The sequence below is a fragment of the Mycobacterium sp. PDNC021 genome, from assembly GCF_048282635.1.
Lineage (GTDB): Bacteria > Actinomycetota > Actinomycetes > Mycobacteriales > Mycobacteriaceae > Mycobacterium > Mycobacterium llatzerense.
This window is the reverse complement of sequence record NZ_CP182502.1, coordinates 1,371,214-1,391,703: the sequence shown is the minus strand read 5'-3', so window position 1 is coordinate 1,391,703 and position 20,490 is coordinate 1,371,214. Positions and strand designations below refer to the sequence as shown.

Genomic DNA, 20,490 nt, shown 5'->3' with positions numbered 1-20,490 from the left:
TATGAGCGAAGAACGGGAGATGCTGCGCGCCACCGTCGCGGCGCTGGTCGAGAAGCACGCCGGCCCTGAGGCCGTCCGCGCAGCCATCGAGTCCGAGAAGGGCTACGACGAGAAGCTCTGGCAGATGCTGTGCGAGCAGGTCGGCGCCGCGGCGCTGGTCGTGCCCGAGGACCTCGGCGGTGCCGGTGGCGAATTGGGCGACGCCGCAGTCGTGCTCGAGGAGCTGGCCAAGAACCTGGTCCCGACACCGCTGCTCGGCACCACGCTGGCCGAACTGGCCCTGCTCGCCGTCGGCGAGGAAGAGCCGCTGGAGGGCCTGGCCGAGGGAACGTCCATCGGCACAGTCGTTTTCGACGCCGGCTACGTCATCAACGGCGCCATCGCCGACGTGGTGATCGCCGCGCAGGACGGCCAGCTGACCCGCTGGACCGACAACACCGTCACGCCGGCCACCGCGATGGACCCGACCCGCCGGCTCGCCGCCGTGTCGCCCGGCAGGACCGCTGCCCTCGGTGCCGACCCCGGCCTGGCGGACACCGCGGCCATCCTGATGGCCGTCGAGCAGGTGGCTGCCGCGAGCCGCTGCCTGGACCTGACCGTGGCCTACTCCAAGGATCGCGTGCAGTTCGGCCGCCCGATCGGCAGCTTCCAGGCGCTCAAGCACCGCATGTCGGACCTGTATGTCAAGGTGTCGGCCGCCCGGTCGATCGTCAACGACGCCATCGCCGACCCGACGCCCACGAACGCGTCGCTGGCCCGCTACATGGCCACGGAGGCGTTCAATGCCGTTGCCGGCGAGGCGATCCAGATGCACGGCGGCATCGCCATCACCTGGGAAAGCGACATCCAGTTCTACTTCAAGCGCGCGCACGGCAGTGCCCAGCTGCTCGGGTCGTCACGGGAGCACCTGCGTCGCCTCGAAGCCGAAGTTCTGCTCTGACGTGGTCCTGCTTTAACGTCGAAGCATGACCAATCCGGTAGCGCTGCGCGCGGGCATCCCACCGTTCTATGTCATGGACGTGTGGCTGGCCGCGGCCGAGCGCCAGCGCAGTCACGGTGACCTGGTGAACCTGTCGGCGGGACAACCCGCCGCACAGGCACCGGCGCCCATCCGGGCCGCTGCCGCCGAAGCGCTGGCCAACGACAACCTCGGATACACCGTCGCCCTGGGCATTCCGGAGCTGCGCGAGGCGATCGCCAAGTCGTACCTCGACCGGTACGGCGTCGAGGTGGAACCGGACGCGGTCGTCATCACCACCGGGTCCACCGGCGGCTTCCTGCTGGCGTTCCTGTCGTGCTTCGACGTCGGCGACCGCGTCGCGGTGGCCAGCCCGGGCTATCCCTGCTACCGAAACATCCTGTCGGCCTTGGGCTGTGAGGTCGTCGAGGTACCCTGCGGCCCCGAAACCCGTTTCCACCCAAACATTTCCATGTTGGAGCAGCTGGACCCGCCGGTTAAGGGACTGATCATCGCCAGCCCCAACAACCCGACGGGCACCGTGCTGCCGGCCAAGGATCTGGCTGCCATCGCCACCTGGTGCGACGACAACTCCGTGCAGTTGATCAGCGACGAGCTCTACCACGGCCTCATCTACGACGACGCGCCCGCGACCAGCTGCGCCTGGGAGACCTCGCGCAACGCCATTGTGGTGAACAGTTTTTCGAAGTACTTCGCCATGACCGGCTGGCGGCTGGGGTGGCTGCTGGTACCCGAGCCGCTGCGCCGGGCCGTCGACTGCCTGACCGGCAACTTCTCCATCTGCCCACCGACGCTGCCGCAGTACGCCGCCGTCGCGGCGTTCACGCCGGAGGCCATCGCCGAGGCCGACGCCCTGGTGCACCACTACGCGGAGAATCGGGCGCTGCTGCTCGCCGGGCTCGCTGAGGTGGGTCTCGACAAACTGGCGCCGGCCGACGGTGCGTTCTACGTGTACGCCGACATCTCGAAGTACTCGACGGACTCGCTCGCGTTCTGCGAGAAGCTCCTGGCCGACACCGGTCTGGCGATCGCACCGGGCGTCGACTTCGACACTCAGCACGGCGGCTCGTTCGTGCGGTTGTCGTTCGCCGGACCGAAGTCCGACATCGAAGAAGCGCTGCGCCGCCTGGGTCCCTGGCTCGCCGCGTACTGACGTGCCTGTTGCCGGCCGCTGAGGCGTTTGCCACACAACCACCGAGATCAGACGGCCGCCCGGTACCATCGGTCCGCAATGTCCCAGGAAACCGACAACCCAGAACCGGAAGTTACTGACGACTTACCGGTGAACCGCGAGGGCCTAGAACGGCACGGCATCAAGCTGTCCACGCCCATCGGGGAGATCGCCATCGCGATCTCGACGCCGCGCGGTGGTTTGGCGATCCCGAAGCGATTCGATCCGCTCGGCCTGGCCAACCGCGCCCTCGGCGTCGCGAAGTTCGGTTTCAAGCTGGCGGCCTGGGGCGGCGAGCAGATTGCGATCGCGACCAAGACCACCGTCGAGGCCATCGAGATGTCGCCGGACCGCGACCCGGCGCCGGCGCCGCAAAAGCAGCAAAAGCAGCCCGCCACCCAGTCACTGCACGGCAAGCTCGGCGGCCTGCTCGACCGTGCCCTCGATCAGAGCACTTCCGACGGTAAGACCGAGCTCTATCACCGACTGCTCGATCAGCTGGTGGCCGACGAGGCCCGCATCGTCGGCGCGCTGTCCGACAACGAGTCGTCACCGCTGGTGAACATCTACCCCCGGAACCGCAGTGTCGCGACGCTGGAGAACGCGTGCCTCATCGGCCGCACCGCCAATGTCGCCCTGCCCCTGATGGTGCCGCAGTACGTCAGTCACCTGCTGGCGCTCGGGTTGGTCGAGACCGTCCCCGAGGATCCGGATCTGAAGGCCGACTACGAAATCCTCAGCGCGGAATCGATGGTGCTGAAGGCCATCAAGGACGCCTCGCGCGGCCCCTTCCCGGCGCGCGTTGAGAAGCTTGCGCTGCGACTGTCGGAACTCGGGCGCGGGCTGTGGGAAGCCGCGATGCAGGACGGGTCCTAGCTCACCCGACCACCGCTCGCTCGCTGTCGGCGCGATCCACGTCCGCCAGGTCGATGCCCTTGGTCTCCTTGGCGAACGCCAGCGCGACCAGCGTCACCACGCAGGCCCCCGCCAGATACAGCGCGATCGGCACCGACGAGTGGAAGTCCTTCAACAGCCGCACCGCGATGATCGGTGCGAGTGAACCGGCGAAGATTGCCGTCACCTGATAGCCAAGGGACACACCGGAATAGCGCATCCGGGTCGGGAACATCTCGGACATCAACGCGGGTTGCGGCGCATACATGAAGGCGTGTGCCACCAGGCCCGCGGTGATCGCGCTCATGATGACGAAGTAGTGCTTGCTGTCCATCATCGGGAACGCGACGAAGCCCCAGACCGCAGTGAGTAGTGTCCCGATCAAGTACACAGGCCGGCGGCCGATGCGGTCGGAGAGCTTTCCCACCAACGGGATTGCCACCAGGTGCGCCGCGTGGGCCACCAGCAGGTACCACAGGATCAACGAAGTGCTCACGCCCGCATGCACTTTCAGATAGGTGATCGAGAACGTGACCACCAGGTAGTACATGATGTTCTCGGCGAACCGCAGACCCATGGCGGTCAGCACCTTGCCCGGGTAGTACCGGAGCACCTCCACCACGCTCAACGACGATGCCTTGAACGCCTCGACTTCCTGTTGCGCCGCAACGAAAATCGGCGCATCGGTCACCTTGGTCCGGATGTAGTAGCCGACCAGCACCACCACCGCCGACAGCCAGAACGCCACCCGCCAGCCCCAGGACAGGAACTCCGATTCGGGCAGCGTTCCGGTCAGAGTCAGCAGCACGACGGTCGCCAGGATATTGCCCACCGGCACCCCGGCCTGCGGCCAGCTGGACCAGAATCCCCGGCTCTGCGCGGGACTGTGCTCGGCGACCAGGAGCACCGCGCCGCCCCATTCACCACCGACCGCGAAGCCCTGGATGAACCGCAGCACCACCAGCATGGTCGGCGCCCAATAACCGATCTGCCCAAAGGTCGGCAGGCAGCCCATCAGGAAGGTGGCCGAACCGACCAGCAGCAGTGAGAACTGCAGCAGCGTCTTGCGGCCGAACTTGTCACCGAAGTGACCGAACACGACACCGCCGAGCGGGCGCGCGACGAAGCCCACCGCGTAGGTAACGAACGCCGCGAAGATCGCGTCGAGATCGCTGCCGCTCTGGCCGAAGAACACCTTGCTGAACACGATCGTGGCAGCGGTGCCGTACAGGAAGAACTCGTACCACTCCACGACGGTGCCGGCCATGGAGGCCAGGACAACCCGACGCAATCCGGACCGGATCGGCGCGCTCATGGCGCGACTATAGCCAGGTGTCCTCGGTTGTCGTGGTCAAGAACGCTTCCAAATCATCGCGCCATTGCGCCGGGGTGTTCTTGTCCGGCTCGATGCCGGTGTACTCGCCGCGGTAGAACAGCAGCGGACGGGGCTTGACGGCCGGGGGCTCAGACATCGACTGCACCGCGCCGAACACCACGAAGTGGTCACCACCGTCGTGTACGGAGTGCACTTCACAGTCGATGTGCGCGAGCGTGCCGTCGAGCACCGGGGAACCCAATTCCGAAGGGCTCCAACCGATTCCGGCGAACTTGTCCTCGGCCCGGGAACCGAACTGCGCCGACACGTGCTGCTGGTTCTCGTGCAGCATGTTGACGCAGAACTTGCCGCTGGCCTCGATGGCCTTCCAGGCCCGCGAGTGCTTCGTCGGGCAGAACAGGACCAGCGGCGGATCCAGCGACAGCGCCGCGAACGACTGGCAGGCGAAACCGACCGGCACACCGTCATGCACGGTGGTGATGACGGTGATGCCGGTACAGAACTGCCCGAGCACATTTCGGAATGTGCGGGGGTCGATCTGCGGTGTCTCGGTCATGCCGCGCGAGCCTACTTGAACCCGACGCTGAAGTCGTGGCCCCACAAGCTGATGCCGACGCTCTCGCGGGCGATCCAGCTCTCGTCCTCGACTTCGAGTCCCTCACAACCGAATTCCATGTCGAAGCCACCCGGCGTCTTCATGTAGAAGGACAGCATCTTGTCGTTGATGTGCCGGCCGAGGGTGGCCGACATCTTGACCTTCTTGCGGTTGGCGCGGTCCAGGCAGAGGCCGACGTCGTCGGAGTTCTCCACCTCGACCATCAGGTGCACGATGCCCGTCGGGTTGGGCATGGGCATGAACGCCAGCGCGTGGTGACGCGGGTTGCAGCCGTAGAAGCGCAGCCACACCGGGTCGCCATCGGCCGGGCGGCCCGCGAGCTGCGGCGGCAGCCGCATCGAGTCACGCAGCCGGAAGCCCAGGACGTTCTGGTAGAACGCCTGAGCCGCGGCATCGTCGTTGCAGGTCAGGACGACGTGGCCGAGGCCCTGCTCAGCAGTGACGAACTTGTGGCCGTAGGGGCTGACGAAACGACGACCCAGGTACTGGATGCCGTAGAACACCTCGAGGGTGTTGCCGGCGGGATCCTGGAAGCTGATCATGCCCTCGACCTTGCGGTCGAGCAACTCGTCCTTGGTGCCCTCGGAGAAGGCGACACCATTCGCGGTCAGGGTTTCCTTCAGCTGCTCGAGGGCAGGCGCATCGGCGACCTCCCAGCCCGAGGCCAGCAGCCGGTCCTTCTCGCCCGGCACGATCACCAGGCGAGCCGCGACGTCGTCCATCCGCAGGTAGAGAGCGTCAGGGTTGGTGCCCTCGCCCTCCATCATGCCGAGCACCTTGAGCCCGAACTCGCGCCAGGCCGCCATGTCGGTGGCCTCGATGCGCATGTAGCCGAGGGCCTTGATCACAGTCATTGACCGAATATCCCCTTAGACCATGGTGTCTGCGGGCGGCAGACCGAATTCGTTGTTGCCGAAGATCAGGTAGGCCCGCTCGGGCTCGTTGGCGGCGTGCACCCGACCGGCATGGGCGTCACGCCAGAAGCGCTGCAGCGGAGTGCCGTTGGCCAGCGCGGTGGCGCCGGCCGCCTCGAAGAGCCGGTCGACGGACGCGATGGCGCGGCCGGTGGCGCGCACCTGGTCGCGACGGGCGCGGGCCCGCAGCTCGAACGGGATCTCCTTGCCGGCGACCAGCAGGGCGTACTCGTCCGCGACGTTGCCGATCAGCTGACGCCACGCGGCGTCGATGTCGCTGGCGGCCTCGGCGATGCGGACCTTGGCGAACGGGTCGTCCTTGGACTTCTCACCGGCGAACGCCGCACGGACGCGCTTGCCCTGGTGCTCGACGTGCGCGTCGTAGGCGCCGTAGGCCATACCGACGATCGGCGCCGAGATGGTGGTGGGGTGCACGGTGCCCCACGGCATCTTGTAGACCGGGGCGGTGTTGGTCTGGTAGCCGCCGGCGGTGCCGTCGTTCATCGACTTGTACGACAGGAAGCGGTGGCGCGGCACGAAGACGTCCTTGACGACGACCGTGTTGCTACCGGTGCCACGCAGGCCGACCACGTTCCACACGTCGTCGATGGTGTACTCGGTGCGCGGGATCAGGAAGCTGCCGAAGTCGACCGGTCGGCCGTCCTTGATCACCGGACCGCCGAGGAACGCCCAGGTGGCGTGCTCCGAACCCGAGGACCAGTTCCAGGCGCCGTTGACGATGTAGCCGTCACCGGTCTCGGTCACGACACCAGCACCCATCGGCGCGTACGACGACGAGATGCGGACGGTCGAGTCGTCGCCCCAGACATCTTCCTGGGCCTGCTGATCGAACAGCGCGAGGTGCCAGTTGTGCACGCCGATGATCGACGCGACCCAACCGGTCGAACCGCAGGCGCTGGCGATGCGGCGGACCGCCTCGTAGAACTGAGTGGGATCAGCCTCCAGGCCGTCCCACTGGGCGGGCTGGAGCAGCTTGAAGAAGCCGATGTCGTTCAGACTGTCGATAGACTCCTGCGGCACCTGGCGCAGGTCTTCGGTCAGCTGTGCGCGCTCGCGCAGCACCGGCAACAGGTCGTCGATACCGGCCAGCACGGCCTGCACGTCGCGTTGTTCAATTGACGTCACGGATTGCCTCCCGGGGAGTGGTCATCTAGACAGAAGATTAGAACACGTTACGATTTGTGTCGAGCACGGCTCTTCTACAGCAGGTAGACCCGCAAAAGTGCGCTTCTATAACCTGTTCTAGTTACTGACCGTGGGCTGGCTTGAGAGAAGGGTGATTGTTGTGGACGAGCCGCTGGGCAGCCACGTGCTGGAACTTGTGGTGGCCGACGTCGTCGCAGAGACCGCCGACGCACGCGTGTTGGTGTTCAAGACGCCTGACGGCAGCGACATCCCGGCAGACCGGCTGAAGTACTCCCCCGGTCAATTCCTGACCCTGCGCGTCCCCAGCACCCGCACCGGATCCGTGGCCCGCTGCTACTCGCTGTGCAGCTCGCCGTACGCCGACCAGGCGCTGACCGTCGCGGTCAAACGCACCGCCGACGGCTACGCGTCGAACTGGCTGTGCGACAACGCGCACGTCGGCATGCGGATGCACGTGCTGGCGCCGTCCGGCACCTTCGTCCCCAAGAACCTGGACGCCGACTTCCTGCTGCTGGCCGGCGGTAGCGGCATCACCCCGATGCTGTCGATCCTCAAGTCCGCACTGTCCGAGGGCACCGGCAAGGTGACGCTGTTCTACGCCAACCGCAATGAGAACTCGGTGATCTTCGGCAAGGCGCTGCGCGAGCTGACCTCGCTGTACCCCGACCGGCTGTCCGTCGTGCATTGGCTGGAGTCGGTGCAGGGGCTGCCCAACCCGACCATCCTGGCCACCCAGCTGGCGCCCTACGTCACGCGCGAGGCCTTCATCTGTGGCCCGGCGCCGTTCATGGCCGCCACCGAGGAAGCGCTGCTCAAATCCGGCGCCGACAAGAGCAATGTCCATCTCGAGGTGTTCCAGTCACTGGACTCCGACCCATTCGCAGCTGTCGTGCTCGCCGAAGATGACAGCGATGAGGGCCCGGCCACCGCGATCGTCACGCTCGACGGCGAGACGCACGAGCTGCGTTGGCCGCGCAATGCCGTACTGCTCGACGTGCTGCTCGACAAGGGACTGGACGCACCGTTCTCCTGCCGCGAGGGGCACTGCGGAGCGTGTGCGGTGCTGATGAAGAAGGGCGACGTCGACATGGCGATCAACGACGTGTTGGAGCCGTCCGACCTCGAAGAGGGCCTCATCCTCGGTTGCCAAGCGGTGCCCAAGACGGATTCCGTCGAAGTCACCTACGACGAGTAGCGAACGGATTACTTTCTTGACTGTGAACCGGCTTACTGCAGCAAGTGCGGCCGCTGCGCTGACCGCGACGGCGTTGATGTCCCCCGTGACGGCTGCTGCCGCAGTCAATTCGGCCGACGCCTTCGTGCCGGTCGATGAGGGCACCAAGATTCAGATTCACGTGACCGCGCAGTGCTCGGGAGGTGCGTGCACCTTCAACACCGCCACGAACCTGGTGGTCGGCGGCAATCCGGTTCCGCTGCCGCCGAATACCTGGGCTCGCGAGAACATCACGCTGCGCAGCGCCAACCGGAACGTGTACCAGGACGTGTCGTACAGCGCACCGACCGGCGCGCCGCCCATCAACCGTGGCTCGTGGAACGGACCGGTGAACTCGCGACAGCTCAAGTCGCAGAACAGCGCTTTGGTTTCGGTCACCTTCAACGGCGGCGGCACGTTCGAGGAGTTCGCGGTCGACGGCACCTCCCTGCCGCTCGACGTCCGGACCGGCAGGCCGAACACCGAGTCCAATTTCATTGCCTGCGCGGACATTCAGGTCACCTACCCCGGGGTAAACCTCACCACGCCGACGGCCTGCGCCACCACTCATTTCTGAGTCGCCGAAAGTGAAGTAGATCGCGGACTTTCGCGATTTCTTCGGCATCTAGTTGTACTGACCACGGACGTTAGGTACGGCGTGGCGTGGTGACATGAAGAAGACCTCCGAGTGAAGTGCGAGCTGTCTAGGAACGCACCAACTCAATCTCGGAGGTCTTCGTGTCCCACCGTAATGCTCCGCTGTCGGAAACTGGTCGTCTGCGCTTGGCCCGTTGTGTCGTCGAGGACGGCTGGTCGCTGCGCCGCGCAGCCGAGCGATTCCAAGTCGCGGTCACCACAGCGGCGCGTTGGGCGGGTCGCTACCGCGAGCAGGGCCCAGCCGGCATGGTCGATCGCAGTTCACGTCCACAGCGAAGCCCCAACCAGACACCGACTCGTACCGAGCGCCGGATCATCAAAGTGCGGGTCATCCGGCGTTGGGGGCCAGCACGAATCGGCTATCTGCTGGGAATTCATCCCTCGACCGTGCACCGGGTGCTAACCCGTTACGGGGTGGCCAGATTGCGTTGGCTCGACCGGCCCACCGGCACGGTGATCCGCAGAATTCACGCCGCGCGACCCGGCGAACTGGTGCATGTTGACGTCAAGAAGCTGGGCAAAATTCCTGCCGGCGGGGGCTGGCGGATGCTGGGCCGAACCGCAGGCAATCACAACACGCGCGCCGATAAGAGTTCCGGACGCGTCAGCAAGCACGGTCACCCGATCAAGGGCCATCACTTCCTGCACACCGCGATCGATGCCTACTCACGGCTGGCCTACTCCGAGCTCCTGGCCGACGAGCGCAAAGAGACAGCGTCAGCGTTCTGGGCCCGGGCCAACGCATGGTTTAACCAATGCGGGTTCACGGTGTCGAAGGTGTTGACCGACAACGGATCCTGCTATCGATCTCACGCGTTCCGTGACGCACTCGGGGCCATCGAACACCGCCGAACACGTCCCTACCGGCCCCAGACCAACGGCAAGGTGGAGAGATTTCACCGCACCTTGGCCGATGAATGGGCCTACGCCCGGCTCTACACCAGCGACGCCGAACGCTGCGCCGAGTACCCCCGATGGCTACACACCTACAATCACCACCGCGGCCACACCGCACTGGGCGGTCAACCACCCGCCAGCCGCGTACCTAACCTCTCAGGTCAGTACAGCTAGTTCACGTTCGACGGTCAGACTCGAGCCTGACCGTCGTCTGAGACCGAATCAGCTTGTGCCACCGGCGATGCCGGTAGCGGAAGATGCCGGCTGCGCCCAGCGCGACCACACCGGTGAACCACCCGGCATCGATGTCGATGGTGTCGGCGTACCGGCACCGCCCCGGGCCGATCGACTCGGCGTGCAGAGTGTGATTCCACGACCTGATCCGCCCGCCGTACTCATGGGTGCGAATGGTGTGTGTGGCCTCGTCGACCGACAGCACTTCGATGGTGTGCCGGTAGGCGGGCAGCACGTGAAATGCCATGAGCCAGCCGGTCCCGCGCTCCCCCGCGTGTAGAGGTTCGGTGCGGCAGGCGAGCACCGGGACCCCGAACAGACCTCGGCACAGGTACAGGAAGGTCGCCGGCAGCTGCATGTCACGCCATACCCGATCCAGGTCGGCGGCCAGCTCGGACTCGATGTACACCGTCTTCACGATGACGCTCCTTTGAGTTAGGGTCACCTAATCATCAGCCGGTGAGAAGCCGGTGACTACTCGCTTTCCGCGCGGAGGTGACCGTGGCACCACCGGATCGGTTTCGCGCCCGCAAGCAGCCGAAACAACAACGATCTGCCGAGACCCGGCAACGAATCCTCGATGCGGCTGCTCGCGTTTTCGCCGAGTTCGGCTACCGCGGCGGCACCACCAATCGCATTGCCGAGGCCGCGAACATCTCGATCGGCTCGCTCTACCAATACTTTCCAAACAAGGACGCGATCCTGGCCGCGCTCACCGATGCCCACATCGATGCCGGGGCGGCACTGCTGACGACACGGGCGGCGGCGGGGTTGCCGTCCGCGCTCGAGGACCAACTGCGGCTGTTCACGCGCGCGACCATCGACAACCACCGGGACGATCCGCATCTGCACCAGGTGTTGTTCGCGGAGGCACCCCGGTCACCCGCGCTTCTGGCCCGGCTGCGCGATGCCGAAGAAACCGCGGTGGCGGCCGCATACGCTCTGCTCGCCCGACATCCCGAGGTTCGGGTCCCCGATCTGAAATTCGCGGCCCGGATGACGGTCGCGACCATCGAGTCGCTGACCCACCGGCTCATTGCCTGCGCGCAGCCCGCCGACGCACAGCAGTTGGAGGATTCGATCGTCGCGATGCTCGCCGCACATCTGCGGGGCGACTGACGAATTCGGTTCAGCTCCGCGCCGCCGCGAGGTCCCGTTCCGCTGCCGCGGCATCGGCCTGACGTCCCCACCGAGCGGCCAACGTCGCGCAGGTGATGAGCTGAATCTGATGGAAGATCATCAGCGGCAACACAATCAGGCCCACCGGGTGTCCGGCGAACAGCACGGTGGCCATCGGCAACCCGGTCGCGAGACTCTTCTTCGATCCGCAGAAGATGATCACGATGCGGTCGGCGCGGTCGAACTTCAACAACCGCGCCACCCCCGCGGTGATGCCGAGCACCACCGCAAGCAACACCACGCTGACGGCAATCACCGCGAGCACATTGGTGACCTTCATTCCCGTCCAGATGTGTTCGGCCATACCGGCACTGAACGCCGCGTACACGACGAGGTAGACCGAACCGCGGTCGACGACCTTGGTGAGGGTGGTGTGAGACAGCACCCGGTGCAGCTTGGACCGCAGCAGCTGACCGGCGAGGAACGGCAGCAACAGCTGCACGACGATCTCCAGGACGGAGTTCGCCGACACCGTGTCAGCGCCGGTGGTCTGCATCAGCAGGGTCACCAACAGCGGGGTGAGAAAGATGCCCAGCAAGTTCGAGGCCGATGCGCTCACGACAGCCGCCGCGACGTTGCCACGGGCGATCGAGGTGAATGCGATGGACGACTGCACCGTGGACGGCAGCAGGCACAGATACAGCATGCCGGTGTAGAGCTCGTCGGTCAGCACCGACGGCACCAGCAGCTTCATCGCCAGCCCGAGCAGCGGGAACAGGACAAAGGTCGCGGCCAGCACCGTGGTGTGCAGCCGCCAGTGCTTCAGCCCCTCGAGCGCCTCACGCGGGTGCAGGCGAGTGCCGTACAGCAGGAACAGCACGGCGATCGCGACCTTGGTCGCCGTCTCGACTGCCTGACCTGCGTCACCACGGGCCGGCAGCAGCACACCGATGGCCATCGCCGCGAACAGCCCGAGCAGGAAGCCGTCGATGCGGAGCTTGGCGAGCAGGTTCACGGGAAGAACGTACTGCCCTGCCAACTCATAGCGCCAGACGATAGATCTGATATCTCTAACCGGATATCGTGATGAATGTGTTCGACCCCGAACTGCTTCGCACCTTCCTCGCAGTCGACCGCGCCGGCGGATTCACTGCCGCCGGCCACCTGCTGGGGCTCCGTCAATCAACAGTGAGCGGCCACATCGCACGGCTGGAGCAGGCCGTCGGCCGCGAGCTGTTCCGGCGCGACACCCGCAATCTGGCACTCACCGCCGACGGCGCGGCGATGGTGGGCTTCGCGCACGACATCCTGGACGCACAAGCCAAAGCCGACCGCTATTTCTCCGAATCGCAACCCACGGGCCTGATCCGGCTCGGCGCCTCCGACGATCTGGTCGGCCGGATGCTCTCCGACGTGCTGGTCGAGTTCAGGCGGTCCTATCCCGGCGTCGACCTGGAGCTGGTGGTGGGCCTGAGCGAGAACCTCAAAACCCGAATGGCCGCAGGCGAATTGGACCTCATGGTGGCCAAGCGGCTGCCCGGCGAGCAACACGGCGAACTGCTGTGGCGAGACCGCCTCGTGTGGGCCGGCCGGCCCGGCCTGACCGACATCACCGACCCGGTACCGATCGTGACCTACCCACCGCCGAGCCTGACCCGGCACGTCGCACTACGTGAACTGGAACGTGAGCGCCGCAGCTGGCGGATCGCCTGCGTCAGCGACAGCCTGCTCGGCCTGCAGGCCGCGACACTTGCCGGACTCGGCATCATCGCCCATTCCGAATCGGTTCTGCCGCCAGGGCTTCAACCGCTCACCGACAGCCGACTGCCGAATCTCGGCCATCTGGAATTCGTCCTGCTGCACCGCCGCAGCACGCCGTCCGAAGCCGAGGTCGCGCTGCACGACGCCATCGTCGCCGGCGCACATCGCATGCGGCGCTGAAGAACTCGGCCGAGATCGACGAAATGGTCGCTGACCGAACGGCTTTCGCAACCATTTCGCCGATCTCGCCCCCGATCAGCCGGCGTTGGCCGCCTGAAGTGTCGACGACGCCGTCTTCCCCTGCTTACCGGTCTTCGCGACCTTCGGGGTCTTCGGCGCCTTCTGTGCTTTCTCGGCCTTCTCGGCCTTCTTAGCCGGCTTGTCCGTCTTGCCTGCCGAATCGGAGTCCGACGAGGTTGCGCCCGCCGGCTTGGCACCGGGTTCGGACTTGGTGCTGTCCTGGTGAACCGGTTTGGTGGTCTCGACCTTGGCCGGTTCGGCTGACACCGGTTCCGCAGCGGGGGTGGACGTGTCGACCTTCTTCGGCTCCGTGACCTTCACCGGCTGCGTTTCCGGAGCCTCGGTCACAACCGGGGTTGCAGGCATCGGATCCTCCTTGGCCACAGACGCTTTGACCTTGGCCGGAGTCGGAGCTTCCTTCACCGTCGCACCTGCCTCCACCGCAGCGGTGGTCGCCGCCGTGGTCGCCGGGGCCAGAGCCTTGGTGACCGAGGCCGGCACAGCTGCCGGGCCTTCCGTGGTCGCCGCGAGCGGCGGAGTGGTGGCAGGCGGCTTGATGGCGTCGGCGATGGTCTTGAAACCCTGCATGACAGCGGCGACGACCCCGGACGACCCGAAGACGCCGTACACGCCCTTGCTTCCCTCGCCGTACCCGTTCAGGACAGCCCCGAGCAGGTTTGCCGGAGCGTTGATCAATTCGCTTGCGGCAGTGGCGATATCCCCGACCTTGGCCGCGTCGACGAAGTTCTGCGCGATATGGGCGAATGCGTCCGTGCTCTGATACATAGTGTTCAGCACCGCAAACCCCACCTGCACGACAACCGGGGTGAGCGCCTTGACCACGTTGGCGATGTTCTGCGTGACCTGCTGCGGGATGTCGAGCCCCAGAGCCGGGAACATGACGCCAACAACCCCGTTCACGAAGATGCCCCAACCCGACATCACCGCATCGGAGACCTGACCGGCAGCCAGCTGCTGGGCCATCGTCCGCAAGGAATCAGGGACCGTATTGGCCCAGTTGACCAGGCCCTTGCCCATTCCCTGACCGATCGTCAGGAGCTGGTTCGCGTAGCGGACCTGGTTGGCGATCACCTGTTTCGCGAGGGGGAACGGGTCGGCGGCGAACGTCTGCCCCAGTTTCCCGATGTCGGTGACGGTCGTGGTCAGCACATCTCCCCACACCGCGAGCGGGTTGACGAACGCGGTCAGGTCCACGGTCCGGGTCGCCACGATGCTCGTCGGCGCCGGTAGCTGAAGTTCCGGTGGCGCGACCGCCACCGGACTGATGGCGATGACGCCGGCGGTCGCGACTGCGATTCCCGCCGTCGAATATCGGCGCAGCTCGAATGCCATTCGTTCTCCTTGGACTCTGAGGTGTCAGCACTTCTGGCCGCGCAGACGGTAGTTGCCAAGCCGAAAACAAACATTCGAAATCTGCAACAAGTTCTAATTTCTATTGACGTGTTTGCAGATTTCTCACAGGATGTTCGGAGAAAGCCGTCACGAGCCCGCAGACCAGAGCGCATGATCGTGGCCAAGCTGGACACCCGGAGGTTCTACATGGCCCTCAAGCCATGGAATGACGACCGCCCCATGACGCCACGCATCGTGGTGGGCGAGAGGTCCGTCGACAGTCGCGGTATGTCGCTGCGGTTCGCCACCGAGCGGATCGAACGCCCCGCCGACTGGTGTTGCCACGATTCGAGTCGACACCTCATCTACATCCACCGGCACGGTGAACTCCGATCGATGGAGACCAACCTGGACTGGGGCCCGACTGACCGCACGCTGCCGCGCATCGGCGATACCTGGGTGGTGCCTGCGGGCGTGCGCTGCACGTCGGTGGTCACGGGCGACATCTCGGGCTTCTGTGAAATCTCGATACCCGAGAACGCACTGGGCGAGGTCGTGCACGTGCCCCGACGCAAGCATCACGATCCACTGATGCTGGCGTTGGTGACCAAGATGCGCAGCGTCGCGGGCCGCGACGACGCGGTGGCCCGGCTGCTGCTCGATTCCGCCGGCGAGACACTGCGATTGCTGATCCGCGACACCTACACGGTCGCGCCACCGCCGGATACCGAGCGCGACGCCCTGCCCCCGTCAGCGCGGGCGTCGATCATCGAGTTCCTGGAAGGCAGCCTGGAATCCGACATCAATCTGGAATCGCTTGCGCGCCTTGCCCAGATGTCGGTGGCAACGTTCATCAAGGCGTTCCGGGCCGCGTTTCACACGACGCCGTACCAGTTCCTGCTCGACCGCCGCATCGACCGCGCGAAGACGCTACTGTCCTCGACGCGGCTGTCGATCACCGAAATCAGTGCCGCGGTTGGGTTTTCGACACCCAACCACTTCGCCACGACATTCCGACAGCGCGTCGGCCTGACCCCGCGAGACTTCCGTAGGGGCCGCTAGCGCGGCAGACCAAGCAGGCGCTCGCCGGCCACGGTCAGCAGAATCTGCTCGGTGCCACCGGCAATCGACAGGCAGCGGGTGTTCAGGAAGTACCGGACGTCCGGCGAATCCTCGATACCCGCACCGTCCTGGGCATCCATGATCGTCTCGGCCAGGGCCTGGCGGTAGCGCACACCGATCAGCTTGCGCACGCTCGACGGGGCACCCGGGTCGTGGCCGCCGACGGCCATCTGCGCCGTCAGCTGATCCAGCAGCGAACCAACCTGGGCCTGGGCGATCAGTGCGCCAAGGCGTTCCGCGTCGGCGGCGTCCAGCTCGCGGTCGCCGAGCACGTCCAGCAAGTGCTCCATGCCCTTGTCCAGCGCGCCACCGGCCGCCATGGCTACGCGCTCGTTGGCGAGCGTGGTGCGGGCCAGCGCCCAGCCGCCGTCGACGGGGCCGATCACGCAGTCGTCCGGCACGAACAGGTCGTCCAGGAACACCTCGTTGAACAGCGCCTCGCCGGTGATCTCGCGCAGCGGACGGATATCGATGCCGGGCGAGCTCATGTCGACGACGAAGTAGGTGATGCCCTTGTGCTTCGGCGCGTCAGGGTTGGTGCGCGCCAGGCAGATTCCCCAGTTGGCGCGGTGCGCGTTGGAGGTCCACACCTTCTGGCCGGTCAGCTTCCAACCGCCGTCGACCTTGACGGCCTTGGTCCGCAGCGCCGCCAGGTCCGAGCCGGCGCCGGGCTCGCTGAACAGCTGGCACCAGTACACGTCACCGGTCAGGGTGCCGGGGATGAAGCGGTCGATCTGTTCGGGAGTGCCGTGACCCAGGATGGTCGGCGCGGCCCACCAGCCGATCGAAATGTCCGGACGCACAACGCTTGCGGCGCTGAGCTCGTCATCGATCACCAGCTGCTCGCCCGGCGACGCGGCGCGACCGTACGGCGTGGGCCAGTGCGGCGCCATCAGTCCGGCCTCGGCCAGCGCGGCCTGGTGCTTCTCGACGGGCAGCGCGGCGATCTGGGCCACCGCGGCGGCGATCTCGGGACGGGTCAACTCTGCTTCGCCGGTGTCGACGTGCAGCTGGCGGCGCAGCCCCGAGCGGGTCAGCGCGGCCACCCGGCGCAGCCAGGTGCTGTGGCCGCCGAGGATCTGCGCGGTGGCGTACGAGCGCCGCAGGTACAGGTGCGCGTCGTGCTCCCAGGTGAAGCCGATGCCGCCGAGCACCTGAATGCAGTCGCGCCCATTGTGTTTCGCGGCGTCGATGGCGGCCGCGGCGGCCACCGCCGCGGCGATGGACAGCTGCGTGGCATCACCGTCGATAGCGGCCTCGGCGACGTCGCTCGCGGCGACCGCGACCTGCTGCGAGCGCAGCAGCATCTCGGCGCACATGTGCTTGACCGCCTGGAAGCTGCCGATCGGCTTGCCGAACTGCTCACGCACCTTGGCGTAGTCGGCAGCCGTCTGCAGCTGCCAGCGGGCCAGACCGGCGGCCTCGGCGGCCAGCACGGTCACGGCCAGGTCGGCCACCGGCGCGTCGATGACGGTCGCCGCAGCGCCGTCCAGCTCGACCCGGGCCAGCGGGCGGGAGAAATCGGTGGCCGCGAGCGGCGTGACGGTGACGCCGGGCGCGGTGGCGTCGACCAGTAGCCAGACGTCGCCGGCGGGCAGGATCAGCAGGCCGTCGGGCAGGGCGCCCAGCACGAACTTGGCGGTGCCGGTCGCGGACTGGCCGTCGAAGGCGATGTCGGAGCTCAGGGCCAGGCCGGCGGTGCGCTGCCCGGAGGCCAGCGCCTCCAGCAGCGCGGCGTCGGTGATCACCAGGGTTGCCAGAGCGGTCGTGGCCACCGGACCGGGCACGAGTGCGGCGGCGGCTTCATCGACCATCACGCACAGGTCCGCGATCGATCCACCGGCGCCGCCGAGGTCTTCGGACACCGCGACGCCGAAGGTCCCTAGTTCGACCAGACCGTTGTACGGGCCACGCCAGGAAGCTCCGGAATCCCCCGCCGCGCCTTCCATAGCCCGGACCGCATCAATGGAACCCGACGCGACAGCCCAGCTACGGACCATTTCGCGGACCTCGGCCCGCTCAGAGTCGATAGTTGTGGAAGTGATGGACACCATGCGCTCCTAGCGTTTGGGCGAGAAGAACACGCTTCTCACTAGAACGTGTTCTAATGGTGACAGCAATCAGACGTCAAGTCGATCGCCATTACAGCAGGACACTTGGGTGTCCCGGGGCGCCTGGAGGTGGGAAATTACCGCACACTTTGCGTATCGTTTTCACCCAATGCGCTACCCGAAGGAGCTGACCGCCGCATGCCGACGCCAGCAACACCTGAATCCGATTCCGCCGTTCGCCCGAGGGAGGTGACGACCATGGCTGTACTCGCCGAATCCGAACTCGGATCCGAAGCGCAGCGCGAGCGCCGCAAGCGCATCCTCGACGCCACCTTGGCCATCGCCTCAAAGGGCGGTTACGAGGCTGTTCAGATGCGTGCGGTGGCAGAACGCGCCGATGTCGCGGTGGGCACGCTGTACCGCTACTTCCCGTCCAAGGTGCACCTGCTGGTGTCCGCGCTGGGCCGCGAGTTCGAGCGCATCGACGCCAAGACCGATCGCGCCGCGCTGACCGGCGGCACGCCGTACCAGCGGCTCAATGCGATGGTCGGCAAGCTGAACCGGTCGATGCAGCGCAATCCGCTGTTGACCGAGGCCATGACGCGCGCATTCGTGTTCGCTGACGCGTCCGCGGCCGGTGAGGTTGATCACGTCGGCAAGCTGATGGACTCGATGTTCGCCCGCGCTATGAGCGAAGGCGAGCCCACCGAGGACCAGTACCACATCGCCCGCGTCATCTCCGATGTCTGGCTGTCGAACCTGCTGGCCTGGCTGACCCGTCGCGCGTCGGCCACCGACGTCAGCAAGCGACTCGATCTGGCGGTGCGCCTGCTGATCGGTGATGGGGAGCAACCTAATATCTGACCGGTGCTCCCGGCTGATCTGATCGCGGCGCTCGACACCGTCGCCGCGACGCCCCGACTGCTCGTCACCTCCGATTTCGACGGCACCCTGTCGCCGATCGTCAACAACCCTGCGGACGCGCGCGCGTTGCCTGCCGGGTCTGCCGCCCTGCTGGCGTTGGCGGACCTGCCGCACACCTTCGTCGCGCTGGTATCGGGTCGTGCGCTGGAGGTCCTGCGCGAACTCTCCGGCATGCCCGCGTCGGTACATCTGGTCGGCAGCCACGGTGCCGAGTTCGACACCGGGTTCACCCAGACCGTCGACGGCGCGCTGCTGGCCCAGATCGTCGATTCACTCACCGAGATCGCAAGTCGGTACCCGGGCGTCAATGTCGAGACCAAACCCGCCAGCGTCGCCCTGCACGTGCGCAACGCCTCGGCTGACGACGGCGACGCGGCACTGGCCGCCGCGCGCGCGGCCGGCACGCAATGGACCGCCGAAGCCACCGAGGGCAAGGCGGTGCTGGAGTTCGCGGTGATCACCACCAACAAGGGCTCGGCCATCGATGCACTGCGGGAGCGCGACGACGCGACCGCCGTGGTGTTCCTGGGCGACGACGTCACCGACGAGAAGGCCTTCGCCCGGCTGCGCGACGGCGACGTCGGGGTGAAGGTCGGTCCGGGGCCGTCGGCCGCGCAGTACCGCATCGACTCCCCCGAGGACGTCGCGGAGGCGCTGGCGTACCTGGCGGGGCGCCGCGCGCGTTAGGCCGGTGGGCCCGAGGTGCGGCCGCGGACCAGCTCGGTGTCGAGCACCTCGATCGCCGGGATCCCCGACCGCGGCGGATTGTTCAACAGGTATCCGGCCCGCCGGCCCTTCTCCAGGCTCGGCTGGGCCACGGTCGTCAGCCCGCGGGCCAACGCCTCGGGGACGCCGTCGAATCCGGTGACAGTCATCTGGCCCGGCACATAGATGCCGCGGGACCGCAGGTGGTCCATCGCCGAGAGGGCCAGCACGTCGGCGGTGCACATCAATGCGGTGATGCGCGGATTGGCTTGCAGCGCAACAGCGGCAGCGGACCCGCCGGAACTCGGCAAATGCTCGTAGGTCTCCACCACGGTCAGGGCATCGGGGTTCAGCCCGGCGCCCGCCATCGCGTCGCGGACACCGAGAATCCGTTCGCACTGCACGTGAAAACGCTGCGAGGTGAGCCGCTCCGGGTCCGCGACGGCCGACTGCGCATCGCCGTGCGGCCAGTGCCGCCCGAGCCGCATCGTCAGCAGGCCGATCTCCCGATGACCAAGTCCCACAACATATTCCGCGATCTCCCGCATGGCCGCCCGATCGTCGATGCAGACCCGGGAGGCCCCCTGGACGTCCTTGGGCTGGTCGACGATGACGATCGGGACGCCGCGCTGTTGCACCACCGCCAGGTAGGGATCGTCGTCGGAGGCGGCGTAGACCACGAACCCGTCGACCCCGGCGGAGAGCACCGCCGCGGCGCCCTCCTCGACCGACCGATTCGGGCCGGCCGCCACCAGCAGTAGGCCCTGCCCGGCCTCCTCGCACGATTCGGCAAGCCCGGCAACAAAATCCAGCGCCGCCGGGTCGCGGAACGAGTAGTTGAGCGACTCGGTGATGATCAGTCCGAAGGCGCCGGCCTTTCGGGTGCGCAGGGAGCGTGCGACCGGGTCGGGGCCGGCGTAGCCCATCTCCTTGGCCGCGGCGAGCACCCGCTCGCGCAAGTCGGCGGAGAGCTGGTCGGGCCGGTTGTAGGCATTGGAGATCGTGGTGCGCGAGACCTTCAATTCGGCAGCCAGCGAGGCCAGGGTGGCCCGACGCCTCGGGTTTGGACTCCTCGGCATCTTTGTGACGCTAGCGCATCCGATTCGCGCCGCAAGGCAACGGTGCACTAGATTTATT

The 20,490-nt window shown here is 66.5% G+C and carries 20 protein-coding genes; 11 read left to right on the top strand and 9 right to left on the bottom strand.

Going from position 1 to position 20,490, the window contains the following annotated elements; translation table 11 throughout:
* Position 1: 1 nt before the first annotated feature.
* The 3 genes from ACNO8X_RS06435 to ACNO8X_RS06425 all read left to right on the top strand — a co-directional run bounded on the left by ACNO8X_RS06435 (position 2) and on the right by ACNO8X_RS06425 (position 3,026).
* Complete coding sequence (locus ACNO8X_RS06435) at positions 2–940, top strand: acyl-CoA dehydrogenase family protein (RefSeq protein ID WP_418004621.1); 939 nt, start codon at positions 2–4, stop codon at positions 938–940.
* 25 nt (positions 941–965) lie between these two features.
* Positions 966–2,132 carry a pyridoxal phosphate-dependent aminotransferase gene (locus tag ACNO8X_RS06430; protein ID WP_418004620.1) on the top strand — a complete coding sequence of 389 codons (1,167 nt, stop codon included), beginning with the start codon at positions 966–968 and terminating at the stop codon, positions 2,130–2,132.
* A 78-nt stretch (positions 2,133–2,210) separates the two neighbouring features.
* Positions 2,211–3,026: a hypothetical protein gene (locus tag ACNO8X_RS06425; RefSeq protein WP_418004619.1), complete on the top strand. Its 816-nt coding sequence runs from the start codon at positions 2,211–2,213 to the stop codon at positions 3,024–3,026.
* 1 nt (position 3,027) lies between these two features.
* Here ACNO8X_RS06425 and ACNO8X_RS06420 read toward each other — a convergent pair whose 3' ends face one another.
* The 4 genes from ACNO8X_RS06420 to hsaA are packed head-to-tail and all read right to left on the bottom strand — an operon-like array spanning position 3,028 to position 7,056.
* Complete coding sequence (locus ACNO8X_RS06420) at positions 3,028–4,359, bottom strand: MFS transporter (RefSeq protein WP_418004618.1); 1,332 nt, start codon at positions 4,357–4,359, stop codon at positions 3,028–3,030.
* A gap of 7 nt (positions 4,360–4,366) precedes the next feature.
* Complete coding sequence (gene hsaB / locus ACNO8X_RS06415) at positions 4,367–4,936, bottom strand: 3-hydroxy-9,10-secoandrosta-1,3,5(10)-triene-9,17-dione monooxygenase reductase subunit (RefSeq protein ID WP_418004617.1); 570 nt, start codon at positions 4,934–4,936, stop codon at positions 4,367–4,369.
* Positions 4,937–4,947: 11 nt separating this feature from the next.
* Positions 4,948–5,850 (bottom strand): iron-dependent extradiol dioxygenase HsaC, encoded by a 903-nt coding sequence (gene hsaC / locus ACNO8X_RS06410; protein WP_418004616.1) that lies wholly within the window; start codon positions 5,848–5,850, stop codon positions 4,948–4,950.
* 15 nt (positions 5,851–5,865) lie between these two features.
* Positions 5,866–7,056: a 3-hydroxy-9,10-secoandrosta-1,3,5(10)-triene-9,17-dione monooxygenase oxygenase subunit gene (gene hsaA, locus ACNO8X_RS06405; protein WP_133763993.1), complete on the bottom strand. Its 1,191-nt coding sequence runs from the start codon at positions 7,054–7,056 to the stop codon at positions 5,866–5,868.
* Between the two features lie 154 nt (positions 7,057–7,210).
* On the opposite strand from hsaA, the gene ACNO8X_RS06400 reads away from it, so the two are divergent.
* The 3 genes from ACNO8X_RS06400 to ACNO8X_RS06390 all read left to right on the top strand — a co-directional run bounded on the left by ACNO8X_RS06400 (position 7,211) and on the right by ACNO8X_RS06390 (position 10,018).
* Positions 7,211–8,272: a 2Fe-2S iron-sulfur cluster-binding protein gene (locus ACNO8X_RS06400; RefSeq protein ID WP_418005799.1), complete on the top strand. Its 1,062-nt coding sequence runs from the start codon at positions 7,211–7,213 to the stop codon at positions 8,270–8,272.
* Positions 8,273–8,294: 22 nt separating this feature from the next.
* Positions 8,295–8,867, top strand: a complete 573-nt coding sequence (locus ACNO8X_RS06395; RefSeq protein ID WP_418004615.1) for a hypothetical protein — start codon at positions 8,295–8,297, stop codon at positions 8,865–8,867.
* Positions 8,868–9,028: 161 nt separating this feature from the next.
* Positions 9,029–10,018, top strand: a complete 990-nt coding sequence (locus ACNO8X_RS06390) for an IS481 family transposase (RefSeq protein WP_418002682.1) — start codon at positions 9,029–9,031, stop codon at positions 10,016–10,018.
* Between the two features lies 1 nt (position 10,019).
* Here ACNO8X_RS06390 and ACNO8X_RS06385 read toward each other — a convergent pair whose 3' ends face one another.
* On the bottom strand, positions 10,020–10,496 hold the full coding sequence (locus ACNO8X_RS06385; RefSeq protein ID WP_418004614.1) for a hypothetical protein: 477 nt from the start codon (positions 10,494–10,496) through the stop codon (positions 10,020–10,022).
* Positions 10,497–10,579: 83 nt separating this feature from the next.
* Here ACNO8X_RS06385 and ACNO8X_RS06380 point away from each other — a divergent pair, with 83 nt between their 5' ends.
* Complete coding sequence (locus ACNO8X_RS06380; protein ID WP_418004613.1) at positions 10,580–11,197, top strand: TetR/AcrR family transcriptional regulator; 618 nt, start codon at positions 10,580–10,582, stop codon at positions 11,195–11,197.
* Positions 11,198–11,207: 10 nt separating this feature from the next.
* Here ACNO8X_RS06380 and ACNO8X_RS06375 read toward each other — a convergent pair whose 3' ends face one another.
* Positions 11,208–12,212, bottom strand: a complete 1,005-nt coding sequence (locus ACNO8X_RS06375) for a bile acid:sodium symporter family protein (RefSeq protein WP_418004612.1) — start codon at positions 12,210–12,212, stop codon at positions 11,208–11,210.
* A 71-nt stretch (positions 12,213–12,283) separates the two neighbouring features.
* Between ACNO8X_RS06375 and ACNO8X_RS06370 the strand changes: the two genes are divergently transcribed.
* Entirely contained in the window at positions 12,284–13,138 is an 855-nt protein-coding gene (locus ACNO8X_RS06370) for a LysR substrate-binding domain-containing protein (protein WP_418004611.1), read from the top strand.
* A 75-nt stretch (positions 13,139–13,213) separates the two neighbouring features.
* On the opposite strand, the gene ACNO8X_RS06365 is transcribed toward ACNO8X_RS06370, so the two are convergent.
* Positions 13,214–14,551 carry a hypothetical protein gene (locus tag ACNO8X_RS06365; RefSeq protein WP_418004610.1) on the bottom strand — a complete coding sequence of 446 codons (1,338 nt, stop codon included), beginning with the start codon at positions 14,549–14,551 and terminating at the stop codon, positions 13,214–13,216.
* 171 nt (positions 14,552–14,722) lie between these two features.
* Between ACNO8X_RS06365 and ACNO8X_RS06360 the strand changes: the two genes are divergently transcribed.
* A complete protein-coding gene (locus ACNO8X_RS06360) occupies positions 14,723–15,613 on the top strand; it encodes a helix-turn-helix transcriptional regulator (protein ID WP_418004609.1) in 891 nt (296 codons plus the stop codon).
* On the opposite strand, the gene ACNO8X_RS06355 is transcribed toward ACNO8X_RS06360, so the two are convergent.
* Entirely contained in the window at positions 15,610–17,727 is a 2,118-nt protein-coding gene (locus ACNO8X_RS06355; protein WP_418004608.1) for an acyl-CoA dehydrogenase family protein, read from the bottom strand. The genes ACNO8X_RS06360 and ACNO8X_RS06355 overlap by 4 nt on opposite strands.
* Before the next feature lie 255 nt (positions 17,728–17,982).
* Here ACNO8X_RS06355 and kstR point away from each other — a divergent pair, with 255 nt between their 5' ends.
* Together kstR and otsB are read left to right on the top strand one after the other, a co-directional pair.
* Positions 17,983–18,588: a cholesterol catabolism transcriptional regulator KstR gene (gene kstR / locus ACNO8X_RS06350; protein ID WP_197063849.1), complete on the top strand. Its 606-nt coding sequence runs from the start codon at positions 17,983–17,985 to the stop codon at positions 18,586–18,588.
* 3 nt (positions 18,589–18,591) lie between these two features.
* Entirely contained in the window at positions 18,592–19,335 is a 744-nt protein-coding gene (otsB, locus tag ACNO8X_RS06345) for a trehalose-phosphatase (protein ID WP_418004607.1), read from the top strand.
* Here otsB and ACNO8X_RS06340 read toward each other — a convergent pair.
* Entirely contained in the window at positions 19,332–20,432 is a 1,101-nt protein-coding gene (locus tag ACNO8X_RS06340; protein WP_418004606.1) for a LacI family DNA-binding transcriptional regulator, read from the bottom strand. The two genes, otsB and ACNO8X_RS06340, sit on opposite strands and share 4 nt — an antisense overlap.
* Positions 20,433–20,490: the final 58 nt, after the last annotated feature.